The following is a 24,524-nucleotide window of genomic DNA, read 5'->3' as shown; positions in this document are numbered from 1 at the left end:
TGCGGCCCCGGTCCACGGCGTCAGCCGATGCCGAACGCCCCGGCCGGGGGCTCGGGCGACGGCACGGCGTCCGCCTCCTCGACCGCCCGCGCGCCGTCGATGAACTCCCGCACCGCCGCCCCGTGTTCGACCCGCGCGGGAAACGCGTCCGCCGCGCAGCGCCGGGCCAGGGCGGCGATGTCCAGGGGCCGGTGCGAGGCGGCCAGCACCGCGTTGCCGAACCGCCGCCCGCGCAGCACACCGGGCTCGGCGATCAGCACCAGCTCCTCGAAATGCTCGGCGAACGTGGCCAGTTGGGACCGCAGGAAGGCGAACGGCGCCTGGTCGGCCAGGTTGGCCAGATACACACCGTCCGCCCGCAGCACCCGCTCGGCCGCACGGGCGTAGGCCAGCGTGGTGAGATGGGCGGGCACCCGGGAGCCGCCGAAGACGTCGGCGATCAGCACGTCGGCGTGATCGTCCGGCGCCCCCTCCAGCCAGGCCCGGGCGTCGGCCGCGTGCAGTGCGACACCCGAGCCGGCCGGCAACGGCAGATGCTCGGCGACCAGGTCCAGCAACCCCGCGTCGGCCTCGACGACGTCCTGCCGTGAGCCGAGCCGGGTGGCCGCCACATACCGCGGCAGCGTCAGCGCGCCCCCGCCCAGATGCACCACGTCCAGCGCCCGCCCGGCCTCGGCCACGGCATCCAGCACATACCCGAGCCGCCGCGCGTACTCGAACTCCAGATGTGCCGGATCATCGAGATCGACGTACGACTGCGGCGCCCCGTCGACCGTGAGCAGCCAGGCCCGCGCACGGTCGACATCGGGCATGAGCTTGGCGGTGCCGTGGTCGGTGGTGCGGAGCACGGGTATCGATTCGTTCACTCATCCATTGTGGACATCGGTCACCGTCCCCGCCCCCACGGTCCGCCCGCCCTCACGGATGGCGAACCCCAGACCGGGCTCCAGGGGAACCTCCCGTCCCAGCTCGACACGCATCGCCACGGTGTCGCCGGGCCGGGCGGCCCCGGCCTCACCGAGGTCGACGTCCCCGACCACGTCCGCCGTGCGGATGTAGAACTGCGGCCGGTACCCGCTCGCGACCGGCGTCGTACGTCCGCCCTCGCGTCCCGACAGCAGATACACCCGCGCCGAGAACCGTCGGGCCGGCACGACGCTCCCCGGGGCCGCCACGACGTGCCCGCGCCGGACGGCGTCCCGGGGCACGCCCCGCAGCAGGACCGCCACGTTGTCCCCGGCCTGGGCCTCCGCCATCGGCTTGCCGAACGTCTCCAGCCCGGTGACGACGGTCTCGATGTCGGCGCCCAGCACGGACACCCGGTCCCCCAGCCGGAGCGTGCCCCGCTCCACCGCGCCGGTGACCACCGTGCCCCGGCCGGTGATGGTGAGCACGTTCTCGACGGGCAGCAGGAACGGCGCGTCCAGATACCGCTCGGGCATGGGCACGTAGGTGTCCACCGCGTCGAGCAGCGCCTCGATCGACGCCGTCCAGCGCGGGTCGCCCGCCAGCGCCCGGAGCCCGGAGACCCGTACGACCGGCACGGCGTCCCCGGGGTAGCCCTGCGCCGTGAGCAGGTCGCGGACCTCCAGCTCGACCAGGTCGATCAGCTCCTCGTCCTGTGTGCCGTCCGCCTTGTTGAGCGCGACGACGATGTGGTCCACGCCCACCTGCCGGGCGAGCAGCACGTGCTCGGCGGTCTGCGGCATGATCCCGTCGAGCGCGGAGACGACGAGGATCGCCCCGTCGAGCTGCGCGGCGCCGGTGACCATGTTCTTGATGTAGTCGGCGTGGCCCGGCATGTCCACGTGGGCGTAGTGCCGGGTGTCGGTCTCGTACTCGACGTGCGCGATGTTGATGGTGATGCCGCGGGCGGCCTCCTCCGGGGCCCGGTCGATCCGGTCGAACGGGACGAACGTGCCGGTGCCGCGCTCGGCAAGGACCTTGGTGATGGCGGCGGTCAGGGTGGTCTTGCCGTGGTCGACATGACCCATGGTGCCGATGTTCAGGTGCGGCTTGGTGCGCACGTAGGCCGTTTTGGACATGGCTGTACCTCGAAGCCTCTCAGCCGTGAAGGGAGAAATCCGGACCCCGGGGACTGGCCGACCCTCCCCCTGCGGGGTCCGCCGGACGTTCCGGAGAGGGTCAGCTTCGGGCGCCGTCGGCAGCGGCCACGAGGAGCGGGACGGCAGCCTTCGGCGCATCCGCGACGGCGGATGCTGCGAGGAGGAAGGCGTACCGGAACATGGGGTCGATCATCGCCGACGCGGTGCCCGGCGTCGAACGATTTTCGCGGCGGGCGCCGGTTGCGTGCCCCTTCGTACGGGCGTTGCCTGGAGGTACGGGCAGCGCTCGACGCGGAGGTGACACAGATGAAAGCCGTCGTCTACGAAGAACCCTTCAGCGTGCAGGTGAAGGATGTCGAGGATCCCAGGATCCAGCACCCCAACGATGTGCTCGTACGGGTCACGTCGTCCGCGATATGCGGCTCGGACCTGCACATGTACGAGGGCCGTACGGCGGCCGAGGCGGGCATCGTCTTCGGACACGAGAACCTCGGCATCATCGAGGAGGTCGGCGCCGGTGTGACGTCCCTGTCCAAGGGCGACCGGGTCGTGATGCCCTTCAACGTCGCCTGCGGATTCTGCAAGAACTGTCTCGCCGGGAAGACCGGCTTCTGCCTGACGGTCAACCCCGGATTCGCCGGCGGGGCCTACGGCTATGTGGCGATGGGCCCGTACAAGGGCGGTCAGGCCGAACTGCTGCGGGTGCCGTTCGCCGATTTCAACTGCCTGAAGCTGCCGGTGACCGACTTCGAGACCGACTTCGTGCTGCTGGCCGACATCTTCCCGACCGGCTACCACGGCTGCGAACTCGCCCAGGTGTCCCCCGGTGAGAGTGTGGCCGTCTACGGCGCCGGACCGGTGGGCCTGATGGCCGCCTACTCGGCGCTGCTGCGCGGTGCCTCGAAGGTCTTCTCCGTCGACCGGGTGCCGGAGCGGCTCGCCAAGGCCGAGGGGATCGGCGCCATCCCCATCGACTTCACCAAGGGCGACCCGGCGGCACAGATCAAGGAACAGACCGGAGGCGAGGGCACCGACAAGGGCGTCGACGCCGTCGGCTACCAGGCCCAGGCGCACGACGCCAGCCACGAGGAGCCCGCGATCGTCCTCAACGAACTCGTCGAGACGGTCCGGCCCACCGGCATGCTCGGCGTGCCGGGCCTGTACGTGCCGTCCGACCCGGGCGGACCCGACGATCACGCCAGGCACGGCCAACTGCTCGTCTCCATCGGCAAGATGTTCGAGAAGGGCCAGCAGATGGGCACCGGCCAGTGCAACGTCAAGCGGTACAACCGCCAGCTGCGCGACCTGATCATCGCCGGGCGGGCCAAGCCGAGCTTCGTGGTCTCCCACGAGCTGCCGCTGGACCAGGCGCCGCAGGCGTACGAGAAGTTCGACAAGCGGATCGAGGGCTACACCAAGGTGGTCCTGCACCCCGGTCACGCGCTCGCCGCGTGAGCGAAGGGATCTCCCACTGCGGGGAGACCCCTGACGGCGATCACACACGTGTGTCGGTTAATGTCACCGGATGCTCGATGCCCACCGCTCTGGCACCGCCATGGCCTCTCCGGGACTCGCCGCCCGCTGCACCCGCGCGCTGTTGTCCCCGTACGCCCGGCTGTCGCTGCTGCTCGCCCTGCTGGCGGGGGCCGGCGCGGCGGTGCTGGTGTTCGAGCCGCAGCGGCTGCTGACCCACGGCTGGCCGCCGCAGCTGGGCGGGGCCGCGGCGGCCCTGGTGTTCGGGGCGGCGTACGGGCTGTGCACCGTGGCGTTCGTGCCGCGGCCGTTGCTGAACCTGGCGGCGGGCGCGCTGTTCGGCTCCCAGCTGGGGCTGGCGACGGCGCTGGCGGGCACGGTGCTCGGGGCCGGGGTGGCCTTCGGACTCGGCCGGCTCCTCGGGCAGGGCGCGCTGCGTCCGCTGCTGCGGGGCCGCTGGCTGACGGCGGCCGACGGGCAGCTGAGCCGGCACGGCTTCCGGTCGATGCTGGCGGCCCGGCTGTTCCCCGGAGTGCCGTTCTGGGCGGCGAACTACTGCGCGGCCGTCTCCCGCATGGGCTGGTGGCCGTTCCTGCTGGCCACGGCGGTCGGGTCGATTCCGAACACCGCCGCCTACGCGGTCGCCGGCGCCCGCGCCTCGGCACCGACCTCCCCCGCCTTCCTGATCGCGATGGCCGGTATCGCCGTACCGGCGCTGCTGGGCACGGTGGTGGCCTGGCGCAAGCGGCACCACCTGCGCGGCCGGTAGAGGTCAGACTCCTTCGAGGATCATGGCGTTGGCGAGTCCGCCCGCCTCGCACATGGTCTGCAGGCCGAAGCGAGCGCCGCGACCGCGCATCGCGTGGACCAGGGTGGTGGTCAGGCGGGTGCCGCTGGCGCCGAGCGGGTGGCCGAGGGCGATGGCGCCGCCGTGCACGTTGACCCGGGCCAGGTCGGCGCCGGTCTCCTGCTGCCAGGCCAGTACGACGCTGGCGAAGGCCTCGTTGACCTCGAAGAGGTCGATGTCGTCGATGCTCAGCCCGGCCTTGCGCAGCACCTTCTCGGTGGCCGGGACGACCCCGGTGAGCATCAGCAGCGGGTCGGAGCCGGTGACGGCGAAGCTGTGCAGGCGGGCCAGCGGGCGCAGGCCGAGGCGGGCCGCGGTCTCGCCGGAGGTGATCAGGACGGCGGAGGCGCCGTCGTTGACGGGGCTCGCGTTGCCCGCGGTGATGTTCCACTCGATCTGCGGGAAGCGCTCGGCGAAGCCGGGGTCGTGGTAGGCGGGCTTGAGGCCGGCGAGGATCTCCGGGGTGCTGCCGGGCCGTACGCACTCGTCGCGGCTGACGGCGTCGAGCGGGGCGATCTCCGCGTCGAACAGGCCGTTCGCCCATGCCTGGGCCGCCTTGTGGTGCGAGGAGACGGCGAACTCGTCCATCTGCGCCCGCGTGAGGGACCACTTGGCGGCGATCAGCTCGGCGCTGATGCCCTGCGGGACCAGGCCCTCCGGGTAGCGCTCGGCGACGCCGGGCCCGAACGGGTCTTTTCCCTCGGGCACGTTGGACCACATCGGCACCCGGCTCATCGACTCCACCCCGCAGGCGACGACGAGGTCGTAGGCGCCGGAGATCACGCCCTGCGCGGCGAAGTGCACGGCCTGCTGGGAGGAGCCGCACTGGCGGTCCACAGTGGTCGCCGGGACCGACTCGGGGAACCCGGCCGCGAGGACGGCGTACCGGGTGGTGTTCATGGCCTGCTCGCCGACCTGGTCGACGGTGCCGCCGATGACGTCGTCGATGCGGGCCGGGTCGACGCCGGAGCGCTCGACCAGGGTGCGCAGGGTGTGGGCGAGGAGCTGCACGGGGTGGACGTGGGCGAGGGAGCCGTTCGGCTTGCCCTTGCCGATGGGGGTGCGTACCGCTTCGACGATCACTGCGTCGCGCATGGCGCGGGCCTCCTTGGCCGCCTGGCTGTCCGTGGACCGCTTTCCGCGGGCTACGGCAGCTACCAGTGAGTAGGAAATCCAAACTCACCATAGCTCGCAGGGTTGGAAAATCAAACCCTCCTCTAGACTGGTCCTCATGGCCGCCCGGAAGACCACGCAAGACGCCCGCCCCTGCTCCATCGCCGACGCCCTCGCGCTGGTCGGCGAGAAGTACTCCCTGCTCGTCCTGCGGGAGGTCTGCCTGGGCAACGGCCGTTTCGACCAGCTCGTGCGCAACATCGGCGCCCCGCGCGACATCCTGGCCGCCCGGCTGCGGCGGCTCGTGGACGCCGGGATCCTCACCAAGCGCGTCTACAGCGAGCGGCCGCAGCGCTTCGAGTACCGGGCGACGGCGGCGGGCCTGGAGCTGGAGCCGGTCCTGATGACGCTGAAGGAATGGGGCGACCGTCACCTGCGCCAGGGCACGGACCTGCCCATGGTCGTCGAGCACACCTGCGGCCACGCGCTGGTCCCGGTCGTCACCTGCCAGGCCTGCGGTGAGGAGGTCCACCACGAGGACCTCACGGCCCACCCCCAGGCCCCGGGCTGGACGCTCAAGGGCCCGGCCGTGGCGTGACCCCCCGCGTCCGTGCTGTCGCGAGGGCCCGCTACGCTGCCCTCGTCATTTGATCACCTCTTTACCCGACAGCACTGGACGCATTACCTCCATGTCTTGGTTCGAATCCCTCATCCTCGGACTCGTCCAGGGGCTGACCGAATTCCTGCCCGTCTCCTCCAGCGCGCATCTGCGGCTGACCGCGGCCTTCTCCGGCTGGGAGGACCCCGGCGCGGCCTTCACGGCGATCACCCAGATCGGCACCGAGGCAGCGGTGCTGATCTACTTCCGCAAGGACATCGGCCGCATCCTCGCCGCCTGGTTCCGGTCGCTTTTCAGCAAGGCGGCGCGCCGGGACCACGACGCACGGATGGGCTGGCTGGTGATCGTCGGCTCCATACCCATCGGCGTGCTGGGCGTGACGCTGAAGGACCAGATCGAGGGCCCGTTCCGCGATCTGCGGATCACCGCGACGATGCTCATCGTCGTCGGCCTGGTCATCGGCATCGCCGACCGGCTGGCCGCCCGGGACGAGACCGGCGGCCGGCACCGGGTGCCCAAGCAGCGCAAGTCCCTGGAGAACCTGGGCGTCAGGGACGGCCTGATCTTCGGCCTGTGCCAGGCCTGTGCCCTGATCCCCGGCGTCTCCCGCTCCGGCGCGACCATCAGCGGCGGCCTGTTCATGGGCTACCGCCGGGAGGCCGCGGCCCGCTACTCCTTCCTGTTGGCCATCCCGGCGGTGCTGGCCTCGGGCGTGTTCGAGGTGAAGGACTCGGTCGGCGGGGGCCATGTGTCCTGGGGCCCGACCCTGTTCGCGACGGCCATCGCCTTCGCCTCGGGATACGCGGTGATCGCATGGTTCATGAAGTGGATCTCCCACCGGAGCTTCATGCCGTTCGTCTGGTACCGCGTGGCCCTCGGCGTCGTCATCATCGCCCTGGTCTCGGCCGACGTACTGAGCCCGCACGCGGCCGAACCGGCAAGCTGACAGCGGCAGTTCGGGCACCGGAGACGATCCTGTCGACGGTGACCAAGCCCATACGTTCTGCGTAGCCGCCCGGTAGCGCAGTGTCAGTGCTTGCCCCTAGGCTGTCCGCATGTCCCCCGAATTCCCGACCCCTGGTTCCGTGCGGTCTGCCGCCGAGGTGAACGAGCAGATCCGGGCGCTCTGGCTGCGCGCGGGCGGCACCCTGTCCGCCCAGGAGCGCGCCGAATACGAGCTGTTGGTGGTCGAGTGGGCCGCGGCGATCCGCGGGGAGGTCATCGAGGCGGCCTGAGCGGCACCCGCCGCCCCCTGGACGCCCTGGGCGAGCAGATGCGCCGGCGTTTCGCCGGCCAGGGGGGTACGGCCGCTCCGGCGGCAGCAGCGCGCCGGCCCGCTCCGGTTCGCCCGCCCGCACCAGCGCGTGGACCTCCGTGGCCGGCGGGGTCACCTCCTCGATGCCCCTGATCCACTCGTCGGCGTACCGGGCCGCCGCCTCCCCGGCGAGACCGAGCTGCAACGACCGGTAGGGCAACGGGTGGTGATGCAGATCCCGCTCGGGGTCCCACTGGACCCGCGCCGGAGACTCCCTCAACGTCCGCCTGATCCTCGTGCGGTCCGGGCGCGTAGTGCGACAGACAGGCATGGCGCAGGGCCCACTCGCAAGGACGGCTTGATCCAGGTCAAGCCGCGCTCACGAACCATTTGTGGAGGTGGGCCACATCCCCGTAGCCGACCGCAGGGCAACGCATTGGGCCATACCTGGAACCTCATGGCCTGCGCCTGGTGGACGGCGAGGATCAGCAGACCGACGACCTCAACTCCCAGGTCCCAGCCGATCGTCAGTCGCCACTGCTGCGGCTGTGGCCGGCGCCGCGAGTCCACAGGGACAGATCGCTGCTCGTCGCCACGGCAAGGGTCTGCCCGGAGGGCGAGAAGCCAGCGGCACGGAGCTCGGAGTAGTGGGAGTGGAAGATGTGCCACCAGCCCTCCCCGTGCGGACCGGAGTGCGGCAGACCGCCGTCGCGAGAGAGCAGGACACGCTCGTTCGGCCAGGCCGGGGCAACGACCTCCAGCTTCCAACCGTCTCCGCCGGTGGTGTGCAGTCCTCCGCCGAAGAGCCCGGCGACGCGCACCCTGCTCCCGGCGACCGGTCCCAACCCAGGACACCACAGAGCAGGATCCGCGTCACGGTTACTGTCCTCGGCGTCCGGGTCACGATCCCGCGCGATCTTCTCCCCCGTGACGGCGTCGAAGAACCCGTGACCGTCGTGCGAGACGACCATCACCAAGTCGTGGCCGGTGCCGGGATGCGAGGCGAATCCGATCCCGAGAAGTCCACCGACCGGGGCGTACGCGATGCGCCGCCAGGGCTCGGGGGCCTCCACCACCGGCGCGGCGAGGAGCCTTTGCCTCATCGCCTGCTGGTACGGGGAAAGATCCGGTTCAGGAACTGACTGCTCGACCGGAGGTCCGTCCTTCGTCCGCTTCGTCACGCATCCATGATCCATACTCTGGCGGGTTCACCCAACTGTGTTGATACGGGCCACGGGCAACCCAGGCCCCCCTTGAGTCCGGGAGTCCGCGAACCGCGCTTGATGATGCGGCGCCGCCTGGGCTGCGTCCGCGCGGCCGCCGTTACTGCGAGGCAGCTTTGAGGTGACCGGTGATCTTCGCCAGAGCATTGTCGGCGGGGTGCCGTTTGATGAGCCCTTCACGACCTGCGGCGCGGAGCTCCACCACCGCGACGCCTTCCGGACCTGCGGCCACAACAGCTGTCACAACCGTGGGATTCAGGCCCCCCATCCCTACGCCGACCATCGCTCGTACGGCGATGCCCCCGTCGTCCCGGGTCTCAGCGCCTATCAGATTCCCCGCGTCGGCCAGAGTCTTGTGGACCAGCTGGGACACTGCCGTCACTGCCCCGGACAACTCGACAACAGTGGTACTGACGTCCTTCTTCGTCCATTTGAAGCCTCGCGCGGCTCCACGAGCACCGCCCCGCGCCCCAGCTCCGCCCAATCCGTGAACTCCGGTGGCCGCCCCTCCCGCGGCGGCTCCCATCGAGCCGCCCTTGGCACCGAGTTGCATCATCGCGGCGAGCAGAAGCTCGTCCTCACCGGCCTCATCGAACATGCCTGCCTCCTCAGCACCAACAAGCCATCGCTCTACGACCAAAGTCCCCCAGTCCTATCACTGGCCTGCAGGCTCTCCAGACGCGGCCGCCGCATGTGGCCCGACGGAGGTAGGCCCAAACTTCGGCTCGGGCCCCAGGGATCCCTCGTCGGACTGATCGTAAATGGGGACAGGTTCGCCCGTACGCCGGGTCCGCACCACCGAATAACCCGGCACGCCCTCTTGGTTCTTCACCCCCGATGCCCAACACTGTGCCGATGACACAGCGCGCGGAGCTCGCGACCGTGATCGACCGGCTGGCCGTGGACGAGGTGATCACCGCGTACGCCGTGGCGGTGGACGACGGCGACTGGGCGGCGTACCGACGGCTGTTCACCCCGGACGGCCGCGCCGACTACCGCTCGTCCGGCGGCATCGAGGGCCCCGCCCCCGAGATCGCCGCCTGGCTGGCCGAGAATCTGGCCCTGTTCCCCATGCGCCAGCACCTGATCGTCAACCGCCGGGTCCACTTCGGCCTCCTGGACCACGACACGGGAGACACGGCCCGGGTCCGGGCGGACTACTTCAACCCGATGCGCTTCAGGACCGACGACACTCCCGGGGCACCGGATCTGGTGTGCGGCGGCAGGTACGACTTCGCACTGCTGAGGACACCGGAGGGCTGGCACCTGCGCCAGGTGACGGTCGAGGAGAAGTGGCGTCACATGTCGGCCGGGGGAGGCGCACCAGGCCCCCTGTCCTAGATCGCTCCCGAAGCGCACACTGAAGGTGCAGGCAGGGTAGGGAGGGTCCACATGAGGACGATCGACCACTGGCTCACCTCACCCTGGCGGCGCTCCACCGTCGCCGCCCTCACCGGTGCCCTGCCCGTCCTGGCCTTCCCCGCCCCCTCCCTGTGGTGGTTCGCCTACGTCGCCCTGGTCCCCTGGATCCTGCTGGCCCGCTCGGCCCCGAGCGGGCGCCGCGCCGCGTACGACGGCTGGAGCGGCGGCTTCGGCTTCCTGCTGGCCGTGCATCACTGGCTGCTGCCGAGCCTGCACGTGTTCATCTTCCTGATCGCCGCCCTGCTGGGTGTGCTCTGGGCGCCGTGGGGCTGGCTGGTGCGCCGCTTCCTCGGCGGGCGGCCCACGCCGGGCCGGGGTGCCGCCGCGCTGCTGGTGCTGCCGTCGGCCTGGCTGATGGTGGAGCTGGTGCGCTCCTGGCAGGGCCTCGGCGGGCCGTGGGGCATGCTGGGCGCCAGCCAGTGGCAGGTCTCCCCCGCGCTGCGGCTGGCCTCGGTCGGCGGGAGCTGGCTGCTCAGCTTCCTGATCGTGGTCGTGAACGTGGCGGCGGCCGTGCTGGTCTCGGTGCGCGAGTCGCGGATGCCGGCCGTGGCCTCGCTGGTCGCCACGGCCGCCGCGACCTCGGCCGCGTGGGCGTGGGCGCCGCGCCCGCACGTGGACGGGCGGGCGCGGATCGCCGTCGTACAGCCGGGGATCATGGACGGCGGCGACAGGCGGTTCGCCCGCGAGGAGCAGCTGACCCGGCAGCTCGCGGGGCAGCACGTCGATCTGGTCGTGTGGGGCGAGTCCAGCGTCGGCTTCGATCTCGGCGACCGGCCCGATCTGGCCCGGCGGGTCACCGCGCTGTCCCGCGCGGTCGGCGCCGATGTGCTGGTCAACGTGGACGCCCGTCGTTCCGACCGGCCCGGCATCTACAAGAGTTCGGTGCTGATCGGCCCGAACGGCCCGACGGGTGACCGGTACGACAAGATGCGGCTGGTTCCCTTCGGCGAGTACATACCGGCCCGCTCGCTGCTGGGCTGGGCCACCTCGGTCGGCAGGGCGGCCGGCGAGGACCGCAGGCGCGGCACCGAGCAGGTCGTGATGAACGTGGGCCACGGGCTGCGGATCGGCCCGCTGATCTGCTTCGAGACCGCGTTCCCGGACATGAGCCGGCACCTCGCCGAGGACGGCGCGGACCTTCTGCTCGGCCAGTCCGCCACCTCCACCTTCCAGGGCAGCTGGGCGCCGGAGCAGCATGCCTCGCTGGGCGCGCTGCGGGCCGCCGAGACCGGCCGCCCGATGGTGCACGCGACCCTCACCGGTGTCTCCGCCGTGTACGGGCCGGACGGGCAGCGGCTCGGACCGTGGCTCGGCACCGACGCGAGCGCCGTCCAGGTGTACGGCGTACCGCTGGCGCACGGCATCACGCCGTACGTCCGCTACGGCGACTGGCCGGTGGACGGCGCGCTGCTGGTGCTGGCGGTGCTCGGTGCGGCGGAGGCGCTGAAGACGCTCAGGCTGCGCCGGAGCGGTCCCGCACCTCTCGTACCACCCGCTCGCACAGTTCATGGGTGGCCAGCGCGTCCCGGGCGCTGAGCACCTTTCCGGCGCGCACGGCGTCGAGGAAGGCGAGGACCGCCTGCTCGATGCCGCGCTGCCGGGCCACCGGCACCCAGTCGCCGCGCCGGCGCACGGTCGGCTGGCCCTTGTGGTCGATCACCTCGGCGAGGTTGAGCACCTGGCGCTTGGTGTCCTGCCCGGAGACCTCCAGGATCTCCTCGGTTGAGCCGCTGAGCCGGTTCATCACGCCGAGCGCGGTGAAGCCGTCCCCGGCGAGCTGGAGCACCACGTGGTGCACCAGTCCGCCCTCGGTGCGGGCACGCACCGTCACGTCGTCGACCGGGCCCGGCACCAGGAAGCGCAGGGTGTCGACGACATGGATGAAGTCGTCCAGGATCATCGTGCGCGGTTCCTCGGGCAGCCCGATCCGGTTCTTCTGCATGAGGATCAGCTCGCGCGGATGGTCCCGGCACAGCGCGTACCCGGGGGCGTAGCGGCGGTTGAAGCCGACGAAGAGGGAGGTCCGGTGCTCCTCGGCGAGGCCCACCAGCCGTTCGGAGTCGGCGAGTTCGTAGGCGAGCGGCTTGTCGACGTACGTCGGTACGCCCGCCTCCAGCAGCCGGGTGACGATCTCGGGGTGGACGGCGGTCGGCGCGTGCACGAAGGCCGCGTCGAGGCCTGCGGCGAGCAGGGAGTCGAGCGTGGTGTGCCGCCGCCCGGCCGGCAGGTGCAGGCTGTCCGCCACCCGGTCGAGGGTGGCGGACGTCCGGGTCTGGAGGTGGAGGTCGATCCCGGGCTGGGTGGCCAGCACCGGCAGGTACGCCTTCTGCGCGATGTCCCCGAGTCCGATGCAGCCGACCTTCACGTGCGCTCCCCTACCGCTTGACCGTCTCTCCGGCAGCATACGGCGGCCGCCAGTCGGCGATGCCGTCGAAGCCGCGCAGGAAGAGCGCGGGTCCCGTTTTCGACAGGGCCGCGATCACGCTGTCGCGTACGGCGACGGCGGCGCGGCTTTCGGCCATGTTCACGCGGGCGACCTTGACGGCCCGGCGGGCGATCGCGGTGGTGCGCGGGAGGCGGGAGGCGGTGTAGGCGGGCAGGTCGTCGGCACGGTGCCCGAGGACGACGGCGTCCTCGACGGCCTGGTTGCCGCCCTGGCCGAGGGTCGGCGGCATGGCGTGGGCGGCGTCGCCGAGCAGGGCGACCCGGCCCGAGTGGTAGGCCGGCAGGGGCGTGGTGATGTGGTGCACGTCGTGCCGGAGCACGTCCTCGGGGCGGGTGGCGGCGAGGACGGCGGGGATGGGATCGTGCCAGTCGCCGAACAGGCGCAGGAGTTCGGCCTTCTCGTCGTCGGGCGCCCGTCCGCCGGCGGGCGTCACGGCCGCCGCGTACGCGTACACGCGGCCGTCCTTGAGCGGGTGCGTGCCCCAGATCCGGCCCCGGCCCCAGGTCTCGTGCGAGGCGAACTGCGCGCCGGGGACCGGGATCATGACCCGCCAGGTGGTGAACCCGGCGTACACCGGGCCGGGGTGGCGCGGGAACAGGGCTGTGCGGACACGGGAGTTGATGCCGTCCGCGCCGACCACCAGCTCGGCCTCCAGCTCCTGCGTCCCGGTGCTCACCCGGGCGGGCCGCCGACTGTCGCCGGGTTCGACGAGGGTGGCGGCGGACGCGGTGCGCACGACGCCGGGCGGCAGCAGGGCGGCGAGCCGGCCGACCAGGGTGGCCCGGGGCAGCAGGACCACCGGGCCGCCGAAGCGGGCGGCTGCGGCCTCGGCGTCGGCCCGGGACAGCCAGCGCCCGCCCGGAGTGCGAAGGCCACCGTCGCCCTGCCAGGCGGCGAGGTCGCGGATCTCGTCGCCGATGCCGAGCACGTCCAGGGCGCGCAGGGCGTTCGGGGCGAGCGAGATGGCCGCGCCGACCGGTTCCAGCGAGCCGGCCCGCTCCAGCACGGTCACGTCCCAGCCCCGGCCGTGCAGGGCGGCCGCCGCGGCCAGGCCTCCGATTCCGCCGCCGATGACGAGGGCGCGCGCCGACTGTGCCATGACTCCTCCTGTGGATCCCCGAATCCGTGCACTACATCTGTAGTGAGCGCGACTGTACTACAGCCGTAGTGAGCGCTACTACGGCTGTAGTACGACGGGTAAGGTCACCTCATGCCCGTACGGACACCCGGCGCCGCCCACGCCACACACGCCTCCCGCGCCGATCGCGTCGCCGACGCCGCCCTCGCCCTGCTCGCCGAGCGCGGGATGCGCGGGCTGACACACCGGGCGGTGGACGAGGCGGCCGGGCTGCCGCTCGGCTCGACGTCGAACGTCGCCCGCACCCGGCAGGCGCTGCTGGAACTCGCGGTACGGCGGCACGCCGAGCGCGAGGCCCGGGTGCTGTCCCTGGCGGAGATGCCCCGACCGGGCGCCGGACTCGACGCGCTGGCCGACGGGCTGGCCCTCGCGGTGCACCGGTCGCTGACACAGGGCCGGGCGTTGCTGATCGCCCGCTACGAACTCGCCCTGGAGGCCACCCGCCGCCCCGAACTGCGCGCCTTCTACGACCGCACCGGCGCCGTCTTCAAGGAGCAGCTGGCCGCCCTGCTCACCGCGGCGGGCTCCCCCGACCCGGCCCGGCACGTCCTGTCCCTCGTCGCCTGGGCGGACGGGCTGATGTTCTCGTGCGCGGCGGGCTCGTTCGGCGCCGAGGAACCCGGCCTTGCGGAGATCCGCACGGGTCTGCGCGAACTGCTGACAGGCCTGCTGGGCCGGTGAAAGCCCAGGGCGGGGCCCGGAAAACCCCTGGTGGGGCGGCATGAAACCAGGCGAGGATACGAGGCATGACGACCGAACGCCACGAGCCCGACCAGACCGCCGGTGAACGCGCCATGCTGGAGGGCTGGCTGGACTACCACCGCCAGACGCTGGCCGCCAAGTGCGAGGGGCTGACCGACGAGCAGCTGCGCACCGCGTCCGTGCCGCCCTCGGAACTGTCCCTCATGGGGCTGGTGCGCCACATGGCGGAGGTGGAACGGGCCTGGTTCCGCAAGGTGCTGACGGGCGACGACCCGGGCCCGATCTACTACACCGAAGAGGACCACGACGGCGACTTCCATGTCACCGGGACCGACACCTGGCAGCAGGCGTACGCGACCTGGCAGACGGAGATCGGGATCGCCCGGCGCCACGCGGCCGGCTTCGCACTCGACGATCTGTCCCAGGGGAAGAGCAGGTTCACGGACAGGCCGTTCAACCTGCGCTGGATCTACACCCACATGATCGAGGAGTACGCCCGGCACAACGGCCACGCCGACCTCATCCGCGAACGGATCGACGGCGCCACCGGCGACTGAACGTCACCTCCGGCACACCGGAGCCCTCCGTACGGGGCACGAGATCACCCGTGCGGGGGCATCAACCCGGGCTCCCTGGTGCCAACTCGGGCACCGACCCAGCAGAGTTGCCCGGGTGCATCGAACGACCACCACCGCAGCGCTCCTGGTCACCGTGGCCGTCTCCGCCCTCTCCGGCTGTATGACGGTTCAGCGCCCGGCGACGCCGGCACCGCCGCCGGACACGGCCCCCACTCTGCCGAGGGCACCCCGGCCGGAGGGCAGCACGGAGCCCCGGGCGGTCCAGGCACCGGCACAGCAGGCCCTGGAGATGGTCGGCTCGTCCGACCGCCCGAAGGACACGATGCCGCCGGTCCCCCCGCACCGGACCGAAGCCCCTCCGGCCGCCCCACCCCGGCCCCGGGCAGCCACGCCCGCACACCCACACCACCACGAGCGCCACCACCGCCACCCGCACACCGCCGCCCCGGGCCTGCCGAACCCGGTCCCCAAGGCCCCGGACGTCTGCGCCCTGGGCAGAAGGTACGGCGGCTGGAAGAGCGACAGCCCGGAGTCGGAGATCTGCGAGCAGACGTACGGCCACTGATGAGCGCCGCTCAGGCGAAGCGCTACTCCCCCAGCTACTCCCCCAGCTGCAACTCCAGTCGCCGGATGGCGGCCCGCACCCCCTTGCCGTACTCGTCGTCGGCCAGGGAACCCGCGGCCCGCAGAGCGGAGCGCAGATGGCTGCGGGCGGCCTCGGCGCGATCGAGCTTCACATAGTCCGCGGCCAGATTGAGATGCAGCGACGGAAGGAAACCACCAGGCCCGTCGGCAAGCTCTTCCGCCGCCGACAACGCCCGCAGGTCCCAGGCGAGTTCGTCCGCCGGATCATCCTGCGTGTCGGCCAGGTAGTGGGCCAGGGTGCACCGGTGCAGCGGATCCCCCGCCTCCTGGACCTCGGCCCACAGATCGAGAAGGCGGCTGCGGGCCTCCTCCCGGTCACCGGCATGGTGCAGCATCACGACCTGGCCGATCCGCGTCAGCACGTCATCCCGTGCCACCTGCTCCTGCCGCTCCGCCACCGCGTCCTCCGGGTACTGGTGCCAGTGTCCGGTCCCGACGCTAACCGGCGGCACCGGCAATCCCGGGCAGGCGGCCCCGTACGACACGGGACCGCCCGCGCGGTCGTCAGCCCTTCAGGTTCGGGATGGTCCAGTCGACCGGCTCATGGCCCTGCCGCGCGATCCCCTCGTTGATCTGCGTGAACGGGCGGGAGCCGAAGAACTTCTTCGCGGACAGCGGCGAGGGGTGCGCGCCCTTGACCACCACATGCCGCTTCTCGTCGATCAGCGGGAGCTTCTTCTGCGCGTAGTTGCCCCACAGGACGAAGACCGCCGGGTCGGGGCGGTCGGCCACCGCGCGGATGACCGCGTCCGTGAACTTCTCCCAGCCCTTGCCCTTGTGCGAGTTCGCCTCGCCCTGCCGGACGGTGAGGACCGCGTTGAGCAGCAGCACGCCCTGCTGGGCCCAGGGCATCAGATAGCCGTTGTCCGGGACCGGCAGGCCCAGCTCCGCGTTCATCTCCTTGTAGATGTTGCGCAGCGACGGCGGGGTCTTCACGCCCGGGCGGACCGAGAAGCACAGGCCGTGGCCCTGGCCCTCGCCGTGATACGGGTCCTGGCCCAGGACCAGGACCTTGACCTTGTCGTACGGCGTGGCCTCCAGCGCGGCGAAGACCTCCTCGCGCGGCGGGTAGACGGGGCCCTTCGCCCGCTCCTCCTCGACGAACTCGGTCAGCTCCTTGAAGTAGGGCTGCTGCAGTTCGTCGCCCAGAACCCCGCGCCAGGACTCGGGCAGCATGGCGATGTCGGTCACGTCAACGTCCTCACGATGTCTATCAACTACGGCGTGCGGTCACTTCCTGGTCCCAGAACCTACAGGCGACCACTGACAACCGGCACCCGAAGCCCGCTTCACCAGCTGGTCTTGCGGTGCAGCATCCACATCATCATGATCGTCGACGGGTCGAGGGCCTGCTCGCCGCCGGAGATGTCCTCGCTGGCCGCGACGTACTGCCGGCCCTGCCACAGCGGGATCAGCCGGGCGTCGTTCACGAGGATCTGCTGGGCCGACTCCATGTCCTTGACCGTCTGGGCGCGGTCGCTCTGCGCGCGCGAGTGCGGCAGCAGGCTGCCGGTGATCTCCTTGGACGGGTAGGGCGTGCCAAGGGCGTTGTGGTCGCCGACGAAGGGGGCGATGAAGTTGTCGGCGTCCGGGAAGTCCGGGAACCAGCCGCGGCCGAACACCGGGTACTCGCCGTTCTGGTAGCCGACCACGTAGGTCTTCCAGGGGCGGCTCTTCAGCGTGATGGTGAACAGCCCGGAGGACTCCAGCTGCCGCTTCAGCTCCTGGAACATCAGGGCCGTCTCGGAGCCGTAGCGGTCGGTGGTGTACCAGAGGGTGAGCGGGACGGGCTGGTGGATGCCCGCGTCGGTGAGGATCTTGCGGGCCTTGGGCACGCTCGGGTCGCCGAAGTCGTCGAAGAAGCCGGTGGTGTGACCGGTCAGGCCCTTGGGGACCATCGAGTACAGCGGGTCGACCGTGTCCTTGTAGACCTTGTGCGCGATGGCGCCCCGGTCGACGATCTGGGCGACGGCCTTGCGGACGGCGGGCTCCTTGGCCCAGGGGTCCTGGGGGTTGAACACCAGGTAGCTGATGTCCGTGCCGGCGCCGTCGACCAGTTGCAGGTTCGCGTTCCCGTGCTGCTGGAGGGCGAGGATGTCGTCGGCGGCCAGGCCCCGGTAGGTGACGTCGATCTGCTTGTCCCGCAGGGCCTTGACCATGCCGGCCGAGTCCTGGAAGTAGCGGATGGTCACCGCGTCGTTCTGCCGCTCGGCGAAGCCGTCGTAGTTGTCGTTGCGCGTCAGCACGGCCTGCTTGTCCTCGTCGTAGGACCGCAGCTGGTACGGCCCGGAGCCGTTGACCTCGGTGTCCTTGCGCAGGGAGCGGGCCGGGTAGTCGTTCGGGTCGACGATCGACATGGCGGGGGTGGCCAGCACGAACGGGAAGGTCGCGTCGGGCTGGTTGAGGTGGAAGACGACCTCGCGGTCGCCGAGCGCCTGCACCCGCTCCAGACTGCCGAGCAGCCCGGCGGGGCCGCCGGGGGCGTCGATCGTGCGGATGCGGTCGATGGAGTACTTGACGGCACTGGCGGTGAGCGCGTCGCCGTCGGCGAACTTCAGGCCCGGGCGCAGCTCACAGCGGTAGGTGCGGCTGGTGGAGTCCGTGAAGGCGCAGCTCTTGGCAGCGTCGGGCTGGGGGGTGGTGGCGCCGTTGGGATAGGCGAGAAGCGTCTGGAAGATGTTCCGGTACAGCTCCCAGGAGCCGTCCCAGGCGCCGGCCGGGTCCAGGGTGCTCGGCGCGCTGGTGGTCCCGACGACGATCGGCCCCTTGCCGTCACCGCTGCCGTCGGACAGCAGCCCGCACCCGCAGGCCGCCAGGGACAGGGACGCGATCGCCGCGACGATCCGCAGGAATCGGTTCCGGTAGAACACGCGCACGCTCCTCGATCCGCCGTACCAAGGGTCGGCAGACCATACCGCAGCGTTCGAGCCTCTGAACCACCCCTGGAACAAGGGTTCTTGATCGAAAAATCGATGACGAGTCGATGACGACGTTGTCAGTTCGCTGTGCGGATTCCGTACGGCGTTCCGGGCGCCGATCCGTCCGAAAATCGGCGCCCGGAGGTTGCTCAGCTCACGCCGGCGTTGAGGAAGATTCCGCCGTCCACGACGAGTGTCTGACCGGTGATCCAGTCGGACTGCGCGGAGGTGAGAAAGGCCGCGGCCCCGCCGATGTCGGAGGGCACGCCGAGCCGGCCGAGCGGGTAGGCGGCGGCCGCCTCCTCCTCCCGGTTCTCGTACAGGGCCTGCGCGAACTTGGTCTTGACGACGGCCGGGGCGATCGCGTTGACCCGTACCTTGGGCGCGAACTCGTGCGCCAGCTGCTGGGTCAGGTTGATCATCGCGGCCTTGCTGACGCCGTAGGCGCCGATGAACGGCGAGGGCGCGAGGCCCGCGATCGAGGCGATGTTGACGATCGAGCCGCCGTTCTCCTTCTGCCAGGCGTGCCAGGTCTTCTGGGCGAAGCCGAGCGCGGAGATCACGTTGGTCTCGAAGACCTTGCGGGCGACGTTCAGGTCGAGGTCCGCGATGGGCCCGAACACCGGGTTCGTGCCCGCGTTGTTGACCAGGAAGTCGACGCGGCCGAAGGCCTCCATGGTGCGCGCGACGGCCTCGGTCTGGTGGTCGAGGTCGTGCGCCTTGCCGGCGACGCCGATGACCCGCTCGGCGCCGAGCTTCTCGACGGCCTCCTTCAGGGCGTCCTCGCCCCGGCCGGTGATGCACACGCGGTCACCGCGGGCGACCAGCGCCTCGGCGATGCCGTAGCCGATGCCGCGGCTCGCGCCCGTGACGAGGGCGACCTTGCCGGACAGCTCCGGGAGTTCAGTCATGTCGGTGTTTCCCCAGGATTCCCTAGTCGAGCGGTCCGCCGGCGACGTACAGCACCTGGCCGGAGACGAAGCCGGCGGCCTCGCCGGTGAAGAAGGCGATGGCGTTGGCGATGTCCTCGGGCTCGCCGACGCGCTGCACGGGGATCGCGCCCGCGGCGGCCTTCTTGAAGTCCTCGAAGTCCATCTTGACGCGGTCGGCGGTGGCCTTGGTCATCTCGGTGGCGATGAAGCCGGGGGCGACGGCGTTGGCGGTGATGCCGAACTTGCCCAGCTCGATGGCGAGGGTCTTGGTGAAGCCCTGCAGGCCGGCCTTGGCGGCGGAGTAGTTGGCCTGGCCGCGGTTGCCGAGCGCCGAGGAGGAGGAGAGGTTGACCACGCGGCCGAAGCCGGCGTCGACCATGTGCTTCTGGACGGCCTTGGTCATCAGGAACGAGCCGCGCAGGTGGACGTTCATGACGGTGTCCCAGTCGGAGACGCTCATCTTGAACAGCAGGTTGTCACGGAGCACGCCCGCGTTGTTGACCAGGATCGTCGGGGCGCCCAGCTCCTCGACGATCCGGGCGACAGCCGCCTCGACCTGCGCCTCGTCGGAGACGTCCGCGCCGACCGCGATCGCCTTGCCGCCGGCGGCGGTGATCTTCTCGACGGTGTCCTTGCAGGCGGCCTCGTCGAGGTCGATCACGGCGACGGCGCGGCCCTCGGCGGCCAGCCGTACGGCGGTGGCGGCGCCGATGCCGCGTGCCGCGCCGGTGACGACCGCGACCCGCTGTTCAGTGGTGGACATTGCTTCTCCTCGCCCTTGAGAGAACCTTGCGGGCCCTCGGTGAGAGAGCCCCTCGTGCGGTGAGCGACCGCTTAGTACCTTCAGCACAGGTGACGCTAGAAGCCCTGGCACCCGGTGTCAACGGCACACCGGGTGCGTGTGATCCATTACCTCACCAAGAGGTCCAGCAAGCGCTCCGTCTCGGCCGCCGGGTCGGTGGTCAGGCCGGTGTGCACCGGACCGGGCTGGACGACGGTGGAGCGGGGCGCGATCAGCCAGCGGAAGCGGCGCCCGGCGTCGTCCCGGGCCGCCTGCCCGGCCTCCTCGCCGCCCGCGCAGTGGCGCTCGATCGCGCCGAGCGCGGCCCGGATCCCGGTCACGTCGGCCGCGGGGTCCAGGGCGAGCAGCCGGGCCTCGTCCAGGTGGGTGCGGGCGCCGACGTAGGCCTTGGCCCGGCTGTAGACGAGCACGCCGGCGTTGATGCACTCGCCGCGCTCGATGCGCGGTACGACCCGCAGCAGCGCGTACTCGAAGACGTCCCGGTCACCGCCCTGGCCCGCCCGGGTGATGTGCCGCTCGGTGACATGTCCGGCCATGTGGATGTGGGTCTCGCTCACTTGGTCCCCTCGAAGCCGGAGCCGATGCCGGTGATGCGTTCGTGGACGACGGCCGCCCGCGCGAGCAGCGGCCGTGCGTAGGCCCGGCGCAGGTCGTCCGGGGTGTCGAAGCCGGGCTCGTCGGCGAGCCAGGCGTCGGGGATCTCGGCGGTGACCTCGGCGAGCAGGTCCTCGGTGATCCGGGGCGCGAGGCCGGCCGCGGCGGCGGCGACGTCCGGCGCGAAACGGGCGAGGGCGTGGTCGGAGGCGTCGTAGGGGCGGGCGGCGGAGGCTTCGGCGGCGGGCCAGTTGTGGTGCCAGATCATCGTGGCGCCGTGGTCGATGAGCCACAGCTCGCCGCCGTGCACCAGGAGGTTGGGGTTGCGCCAGGACCGGTCCACGTTGTTGATCAGCGCGTCGAACCAGACGATGCGGCCCGCCTCCTCGGGGCTCACCGGGAAGGCGAGCGGGTCGTAGCCGAGCGCGCCGGAGAGGAAGTCCATGCCGAGGTTGGTGCCGCCGCTGGACCTGAGCAGCTCCTGCACCTGCTGCTCGGGCTCGCCGAGTCCGAGGACGGAGTCCAGCCGGACGGTGACCAGCCCGGGCATCCGGAAGCCGAGGCGCCGGGCGAGTTCGCCGCACACCACCTCGGCGACCAGGGTCTTGCGGCCCTGTCCGGCGCCGGTGAACTTGATGACGTAGGTCCCGAAGTCGTCGGCCTCGACGAGCCCCGGCAGCGAGCCCCCCTCACGCAGCGGCGTGATGTAGCGGGTCGCGGTGACTTCCTTGAGCATCGCCCCAGGTTACTGGCGCGGGGCCGACAGCTCGCCGACAGCTGTGGCTTACGGCCCTCTCATGCCCCGGCGGCAAGGATCTGGGTGCCCGTCTGAACGGGTGGTGCCCGAGCGCCGTACCCCAGGACGGATCACGAGAAGCCCCGCGGAAGGGAAATTCACATGAGCACCGCATCGCCCCAGTCCACAGCCGGCCCGGCCCGCCGTACGGTCGTGGCGGCGGCCGGAGCGGCGGGGCTCGCCGCCGCGCTGGCCGCCTGCGGTTCGAGCGACGACAACTCGTCCGGCACGGCCAACAGCGGGTCCGGTTCCTCCGGGTCGACCGGCACCACCGGTACGACGGGGACGGCCGGCTCCGGCGGGTCGACCGCGCCCTCCGGGGCGTCCGGGAACGACGGCGGCACCGCGCTCGCCAAGACCGCCGACATCCCGGAGGGGGGCGGCAAGATCTTCAAGGACCAGGGCGTGGTCGTGACCCAGCCGACGGCGGGCACGTTCAAGGCGTTCTCGGCCACGTGCACCCACCAGGGGTGCACGGTGGGCAGCGTGGCGAACGGCGTGATCGTCTGCCCGTGCCACCAGAGCCACTTCTCCGCCGCGGACGGCAGTGTGAAGCAGGGTCCTGCGACCCAGCCGCTGCCGGCCAAGAACATCGCCGTCTCCGGCGGGAACATCACCCTGGCCTGAACCGCCTCAGCCGCGTCTGCGCGGCCGTTCGAGGCAGCCGAGCACCTCGTCGGTGGTCGCGACCGTGGCGACCAGCGCGAGGGTGTGCCGGATCATCGCGGGGGTGTACTCGGCGGGCACCCCGGCGACGGCGTCGGCCGGGACCACGACCGTGTAGCCGAGGTTGACCGCGTCGAACACCGCGTTGGGTATCGCCACGTTGGCGGAGACCCCGGTGACGACCAGGGTGCGGCAGCCGAGATTGCGCAGCAGGGCGTCGACCTCGGTGCCGTGGACCGGGGACAGTCCGTGCAGCCGCCGTACGACGAGGTCCTCCTCGGCGACCTCGATCGGCGGCGCGACCCGGACGGCCGTGCTGCCCGCCAACTGCCGTACGGCAAGCCGCTCGGCGGCCCGGAAGAGGCGGGCGTTGCGGCTCGCGCCCCGGCCGTCCGGGCGGCGCTCGGCGATCGCGTGAATCACCTGGACCCCACCCTCGTGCGCGGCGGCGACCAGCCGGGCGACATTGCGCAGGGCACCGGAGGAGCGGGCCTCGCGGGCGAGTTCGGGCAGCGCGCTGTCCGGGCCGACGACCCCCTGCTGGCACTCCACGGTGAGCAGGACGGTGCTCGCGGGGTCGAGGAGTTCCCTGAGCTGTGCATACGACGGCATACCTGTTTCCTTTTCTGACGCGATGTCAGAGGATCGCCGGGACACGATAGTTCGCCGACACGACATGGGAGAAGAGGGGACCGCATGACCGCGACCGAGCAGCGCCGGGGCCGCAAGATCATGATGACACCCGGCGAGCTGGACGAGTTCCTGACCAGCCAGCGCACCTGCCGGGTCGCGACCGTCTCGGCCGGCGGGGCACCGCATGTCAGCGCGCTGTGGTTCGCCTGGGACGGCACCTCGCTGTGGCTGTACTCGGTGGTGCGCAGCCGGCGCTGGACCCAGCTGCGCCGCGATCCGCGCGTGGCCGTCGTGGTCGACTCGGGCGAGGAGTACGACCAGCTGCGCGGGGTCGAGCTGTCCGGCCGGGTGGAGTTCGTGGGCGAGGCGCCGCGCATCGGCGAGCTGTGTGCCGAACTCGACACGGCCGAGACGCTGTTCGCGCGGAAGAACTTCGGCCTGGACGAGATGCCGCACGACGGCCGGCACGCCTGGGTCCGGCTGACCCCGGAGAAGATCGTCTCCTGGGACTTCCGGAAGCTGGGCGCGCCGCGGGAGCAGCCGTGACAGGCCGTATGCCGTCTGCGGGTCCGTCGCGGCCGGTCGCTCCCGCACGTTCTCGGCTTCGCTCGAACCCAGGGGGACCCCCGTCGCGGCGGTAGCCGCACATCGGACGCAGCCCCGCACCCCTTCGGGGCGCCGCCGCTCAGGCCTGGCTCACCCGCTGGGCCGCCTCCCGCAGCGCCTCGACCGCCGCGCGGATCGAGGGTCTGCGGTCGGCGTCCGCGCGCCAGACGACGTACACATGCCGGCGCACGCGCTGGACCAGTGGGACCAGGACCACGCCGGCGGGCACCGGGTGGCGGCCCAGCAGCGGTGCGATGCACACGCCCAACCCCGAGGCGACCAGGCCGAGTTGGGTATGGGTCTCGCCGGCGCGGTGGCCGACGATCGGCTCGACGCCCTTGGACCGCAGCGTGAACATGAGCCACTCGTGGCAGAACTCGCCCTCGCCCCAGGTGATCCACTCGTCCTCGGCGAACTCGGCGAGGTCGACCTCGTCCCGGCCGGCCAGCCGGTGCGCCACCGGCATGGCGACATCGGCCGGGTCGTCCAGCAGGGGAGCCTTGACCAGGCCGTCGGGCAGTGGCATCGGCTTGTTGTACCAGTCCAGGACCACCGCGAGATCGAGGTCGCCGCGTACGACACCGGCGATGCCCTGCTCCGGTTCCAGCTCGCTGGAGCGCACGCGCAGCCCCGGGTGCCGGCCCCGCAGCGTGCCGAGCGCGGCCGGGAAGAGCCCGCGGGCGGCGGTGGGGAACGCCGACAGCCGCAGCTCGCCGACGACCTGCCCGCGATGCGCCTCCAGATCGGACTCGGCGAGCTCGACCTGGGAGAGGATCCGCGCCGCGTGCTCCGACAGCAGCCGGCCGGCGTCCGTGAGCCGCACGCCCCTGCCGTTCTTGGCCAGGAGCTGCTGGCCGATCTCCCGCTCCAGCTTGCCCAGCTGCTGGGAGACGGCGGACGTGGTGACGTGCAGCGCCTCGGCCGCCGCGCTGACCGAGCCGTGCCGGGCGAGGGAGTCCAGGGTGCGCAGGCGCTCCAAGTTCAACATGTAAGTGATTCTAAGAGGTACCGGTTGAGAAATCTCGATTGTGCTACGAGGTTGTCTCCAGC

The 24,524-nt window shown here is 71.4% G+C and carries 28 protein-coding genes and 1 pseudogene; 12 read left to right on the top strand and 17 right to left on the bottom strand.

Going from position 1 to position 24,524, the window contains the following annotated elements; translation table 11 throughout:
- Window positions 1-20 precede the first annotated feature (20 nt).
- The gene (locus O1G22_RS35215; RefSeq protein WP_270084992.1) at window positions 21-866 is read right to left on the bottom strand and encodes a spermidine synthase; all 846 of its coding nucleotides are present in this window, start codon (window positions 864-866) and stop codon (window positions 21-23) included.
- Window positions 867-2,045, bottom strand: coding sequence for an elongation factor Tu (gene tuf / locus O1G22_RS35210; protein ID WP_270084991.1), 1,179 nt, complete (start codon window positions 2,043-2,045; stop codon window positions 867-869). It lies immediately after the preceding gene.
- A gap of 327 nt (window positions 2,046-2,372) precedes the next feature.
- Here tuf and O1G22_RS35205 point away from each other — a divergent pair, with 327 nt between their 5' ends.
- Entirely contained in the window at window positions 2,373-3,521 is a 1,149-nt protein-coding gene (locus tag O1G22_RS35205) for a glutathione-independent formaldehyde dehydrogenase (RefSeq protein ID WP_270084990.1), read from the top strand.
- Between the two features lie 70 nt (window positions 3,522-3,591).
- The gene (locus tag O1G22_RS35200; protein ID WP_270084989.1) at window positions 3,592-4,308 is read left to right on the top strand and encodes a TVP38/TMEM64 family protein; all 717 of its coding nucleotides are present in this window, start codon (window positions 3,592-3,594) and stop codon (window positions 4,306-4,308) included.
- Between the two features lie 3 nt (window positions 4,309-4,311).
- On the opposite strand, the gene O1G22_RS35195 is transcribed toward O1G22_RS35200, so the two are convergent.
- Window positions 4,312-5,481: a thiolase family protein gene (locus O1G22_RS35195; RefSeq protein ID WP_270084988.1), complete on the bottom strand. Its 1,170-nt coding sequence runs from the start codon at window positions 5,479-5,481 to the stop codon at window positions 4,312-4,314.
- 136 nt (window positions 5,482-5,617) lie between these two features.
- Between O1G22_RS35195 and O1G22_RS35190 the strand changes: the two genes are divergently transcribed.
- The 3 genes from O1G22_RS35190 (at window position 5,618) to O1G22_RS35180 (ending at window position 7,353) form a co-directional block, all read left to right on the top strand.
- Entirely contained in the window at window positions 5,618-6,097 is a 480-nt protein-coding gene (locus tag O1G22_RS35190; protein WP_270084987.1) for a winged helix-turn-helix transcriptional regulator, read from the top strand.
- Between the two features lie 91 nt (window positions 6,098-6,188).
- Window positions 6,189-7,064, top strand: coding sequence for an undecaprenyl-diphosphate phosphatase (locus tag O1G22_RS35185; RefSeq protein ID WP_270084986.1), 876 nt, complete (start codon window positions 6,189-6,191; stop codon window positions 7,062-7,064).
- A 109-nt stretch (window positions 7,065-7,173) separates the two neighbouring features.
- Entirely contained in the window at window positions 7,174-7,353 is a 180-nt protein-coding gene (locus tag O1G22_RS35180; protein ID WP_270084985.1) for a hypothetical protein, read from the top strand.
- A gap of 63 nt (window positions 7,354-7,416) precedes the next feature.
- On the opposite strand, the pseudogene O1G22_RS35175 reads toward O1G22_RS35180, so the two are convergent.
- The 3 genes and pseudogenes from O1G22_RS35175 to O1G22_RS35165 all read right to left on the bottom strand — a co-directional run.
- Window positions 7,417-7,720 (bottom strand): annotated as a pseudogene (locus tag O1G22_RS35175) (DUF4291 family protein); the annotation flags it as partial.
- Window positions 7,721-7,900: 180 nt separating this feature from the next.
- The gene (locus tag O1G22_RS35170; protein WP_270084984.1) at window positions 7,901-8,476 is read right to left on the bottom strand and encodes a hypothetical protein; all 576 of its coding nucleotides are present in this window, start codon (window positions 8,474-8,476) and stop codon (window positions 7,901-7,903) included.
- Window positions 8,477-8,696: 220 nt separating this feature from the next.
- The gene (locus O1G22_RS35165) at window positions 8,697-9,194 is read right to left on the bottom strand and encodes a hypothetical protein (protein ID WP_270084983.1); all 498 of its coding nucleotides are present in this window, start codon (window positions 9,192-9,194) and stop codon (window positions 8,697-8,699) included.
- 257 nt (window positions 9,195-9,451) lie between these two features.
- On the opposite strand from O1G22_RS35165, the gene O1G22_RS35160 reads away from it, so the two are divergent.
- Together O1G22_RS35160 and lnt are read left to right on the top strand one after the other, a co-directional pair.
- On the top strand, window positions 9,452-9,937 hold the full coding sequence (locus O1G22_RS35160; RefSeq protein WP_270084982.1) for a nuclear transport factor 2 family protein: 486 nt from the start codon (window positions 9,452-9,454) through the stop codon (window positions 9,935-9,937).
- Between the two features lie 51 nt (window positions 9,938-9,988).
- Complete coding sequence (gene lnt / locus O1G22_RS35155; protein ID WP_270084981.1) at window positions 9,989-11,554, top strand: apolipoprotein N-acyltransferase; 1,566 nt, start codon at window positions 9,989-9,991, stop codon at window positions 11,552-11,554.
- On the opposite strand, the gene O1G22_RS35150 is transcribed toward lnt, so the two are convergent.
- On the bottom strand, window positions 11,472-12,383 hold the full coding sequence (locus O1G22_RS35150) for a Gfo/Idh/MocA family protein (RefSeq protein ID WP_270084980.1): 912 nt from the start codon (window positions 12,381-12,383) through the stop codon (window positions 11,472-11,474). The two genes, lnt and O1G22_RS35150, sit on opposite strands and share 83 nt — an antisense overlap.
- A gap of 10 nt (window positions 12,384-12,393) precedes the next feature.
- Window positions 12,394-13,563, bottom strand: coding sequence for an FAD-dependent monooxygenase (locus O1G22_RS35145; protein ID WP_270084979.1), 1,170 nt, complete (start codon window positions 13,561-13,563; stop codon window positions 12,394-12,396).
- Window positions 13,564-13,674: 111 nt separating this feature from the next.
- Between O1G22_RS35145 and O1G22_RS35140 the strand changes: the two genes are divergently transcribed.
- From O1G22_RS35140 to O1G22_RS35130, 3 genes are all read left to right on the top strand, one after another.
- On the top strand, window positions 13,675-14,283 hold the full coding sequence (locus O1G22_RS35140) for a TetR/AcrR family transcriptional regulator (protein ID WP_270084978.1): 609 nt from the start codon (window positions 13,675-13,677) through the stop codon (window positions 14,281-14,283).
- A gap of 65 nt (window positions 14,284-14,348) precedes the next feature.
- The gene (locus tag O1G22_RS35135) at window positions 14,349-14,861 is read left to right on the top strand and encodes a DinB family protein (protein WP_270084977.1); all 513 of its coding nucleotides are present in this window, start codon (window positions 14,349-14,351) and stop codon (window positions 14,859-14,861) included.
- 115 nt (window positions 14,862-14,976) lie between these two features.
- The gene (locus tag O1G22_RS35130) at window positions 14,977-15,447 is read left to right on the top strand and encodes a hypothetical protein (RefSeq protein WP_270084976.1); all 471 of its coding nucleotides are present in this window, start codon (window positions 14,977-14,979) and stop codon (window positions 15,445-15,447) included.
- A gap of 34 nt (window positions 15,448-15,481) precedes the next feature.
- Here O1G22_RS35130 and O1G22_RS35125 read toward each other — a convergent pair whose 3' ends face one another.
- From O1G22_RS35125 to O1G22_RS35095, 7 genes are all read right to left on the bottom strand, one after another.
- Complete coding sequence (locus tag O1G22_RS35125) at window positions 15,482-15,925, bottom strand: hypothetical protein (RefSeq protein WP_225098796.1); 444 nt, start codon at window positions 15,923-15,925, stop codon at window positions 15,482-15,484.
- Window positions 15,926-16,031: 106 nt separating this feature from the next.
- A complete protein-coding gene (gene ung / locus O1G22_RS35120) occupies window positions 16,032-16,718 on the bottom strand; it encodes a uracil-DNA glycosylase (RefSeq protein WP_225098795.1) in 687 nt (228 codons plus the stop codon).
- Window positions 16,719-16,816: 98 nt separating this feature from the next.
- Entirely contained in the window at window positions 16,817-18,397 is a 1,581-nt protein-coding gene (locus O1G22_RS35115; protein ID WP_270084975.1) for an ABC transporter substrate-binding protein, read from the bottom strand.
- 197 nt (window positions 18,398-18,594) lie between these two features.
- Window positions 18,595-19,356, bottom strand: coding sequence for an SDR family oxidoreductase (locus tag O1G22_RS35110; RefSeq protein ID WP_270084974.1), 762 nt, complete (start codon window positions 19,354-19,356; stop codon window positions 18,595-18,597).
- A 22-nt stretch (window positions 19,357-19,378) separates the two neighbouring features.
- Window positions 19,379-20,140, bottom strand: a complete 762-nt coding sequence (gene fabG / locus O1G22_RS35105; RefSeq protein WP_270084973.1) for a 3-oxoacyl-ACP reductase FabG — start codon at window positions 20,138-20,140, stop codon at window positions 19,379-19,381.
- A gap of 146 nt (window positions 20,141-20,286) precedes the next feature.
- Window positions 20,287-20,736: a DUF3037 domain-containing protein gene (locus O1G22_RS35100; protein ID WP_270084972.1), complete on the bottom strand. Its 450-nt coding sequence runs from the start codon at window positions 20,734-20,736 to the stop codon at window positions 20,287-20,289.
- On the bottom strand, window positions 20,733-21,509 hold the full coding sequence (locus O1G22_RS35095) for a HipA family kinase (RefSeq protein WP_225098790.1): 777 nt from the start codon (window positions 21,507-21,509) through the stop codon (window positions 20,733-20,735). The genes O1G22_RS35100 and O1G22_RS35095 overlap by 4 nt, the downstream gene beginning before the upstream one ends.
- A gap of 162 nt (window positions 21,510-21,671) precedes the next feature.
- Between O1G22_RS35095 and O1G22_RS35090 the strand changes: the two genes are divergently transcribed.
- Window positions 21,672-22,196, top strand: a complete 525-nt coding sequence (locus O1G22_RS35090) for a Rieske (2Fe-2S) protein (RefSeq protein WP_270084971.1) — start codon at window positions 21,672-21,674, stop codon at window positions 22,194-22,196.
- Between the two features lie 6 nt (window positions 22,197-22,202).
- Here O1G22_RS35090 and O1G22_RS35085 read toward each other — a convergent pair whose 3' ends face one another.
- The gene (locus O1G22_RS35085) at window positions 22,203-22,847 is read right to left on the bottom strand and encodes a cysteine hydrolase family protein (protein WP_270084970.1); all 645 of its coding nucleotides are present in this window, start codon (window positions 22,845-22,847) and stop codon (window positions 22,203-22,205) included.
- Window positions 22,848-22,931: 84 nt separating this feature from the next.
- Between O1G22_RS35085 and O1G22_RS35080 the strand changes: the two genes are divergently transcribed.
- Complete coding sequence (locus O1G22_RS35080) at window positions 22,932-23,414, top strand: pyridoxamine 5'-phosphate oxidase family protein (RefSeq protein ID WP_270084969.1); 483 nt, start codon at window positions 22,932-22,934, stop codon at window positions 23,412-23,414.
- A 139-nt stretch (window positions 23,415-23,553) separates the two neighbouring features.
- Here O1G22_RS35080 and O1G22_RS35075 read toward each other — a convergent pair whose 3' ends face one another.
- Window positions 23,554-24,462, bottom strand: a complete 909-nt coding sequence (locus tag O1G22_RS35075; protein ID WP_270084968.1) for a LysR family transcriptional regulator — start codon at window positions 24,460-24,462, stop codon at window positions 23,554-23,556.
- Window positions 24,463-24,524: the final 62 nt, after the last annotated feature.

Source organism: Streptomyces camelliae, assembly GCF_027625935.1.
Taxonomy (GTDB): domain Bacteria; phylum Actinomycetota; class Actinomycetes; order Streptomycetales; family Streptomycetaceae; genus Streptomyces; species Streptomyces camelliae.
Note: the sequence above shows the minus strand (reverse complement) of the source record. Positions and strands in the feature narration are given on the sequence as shown.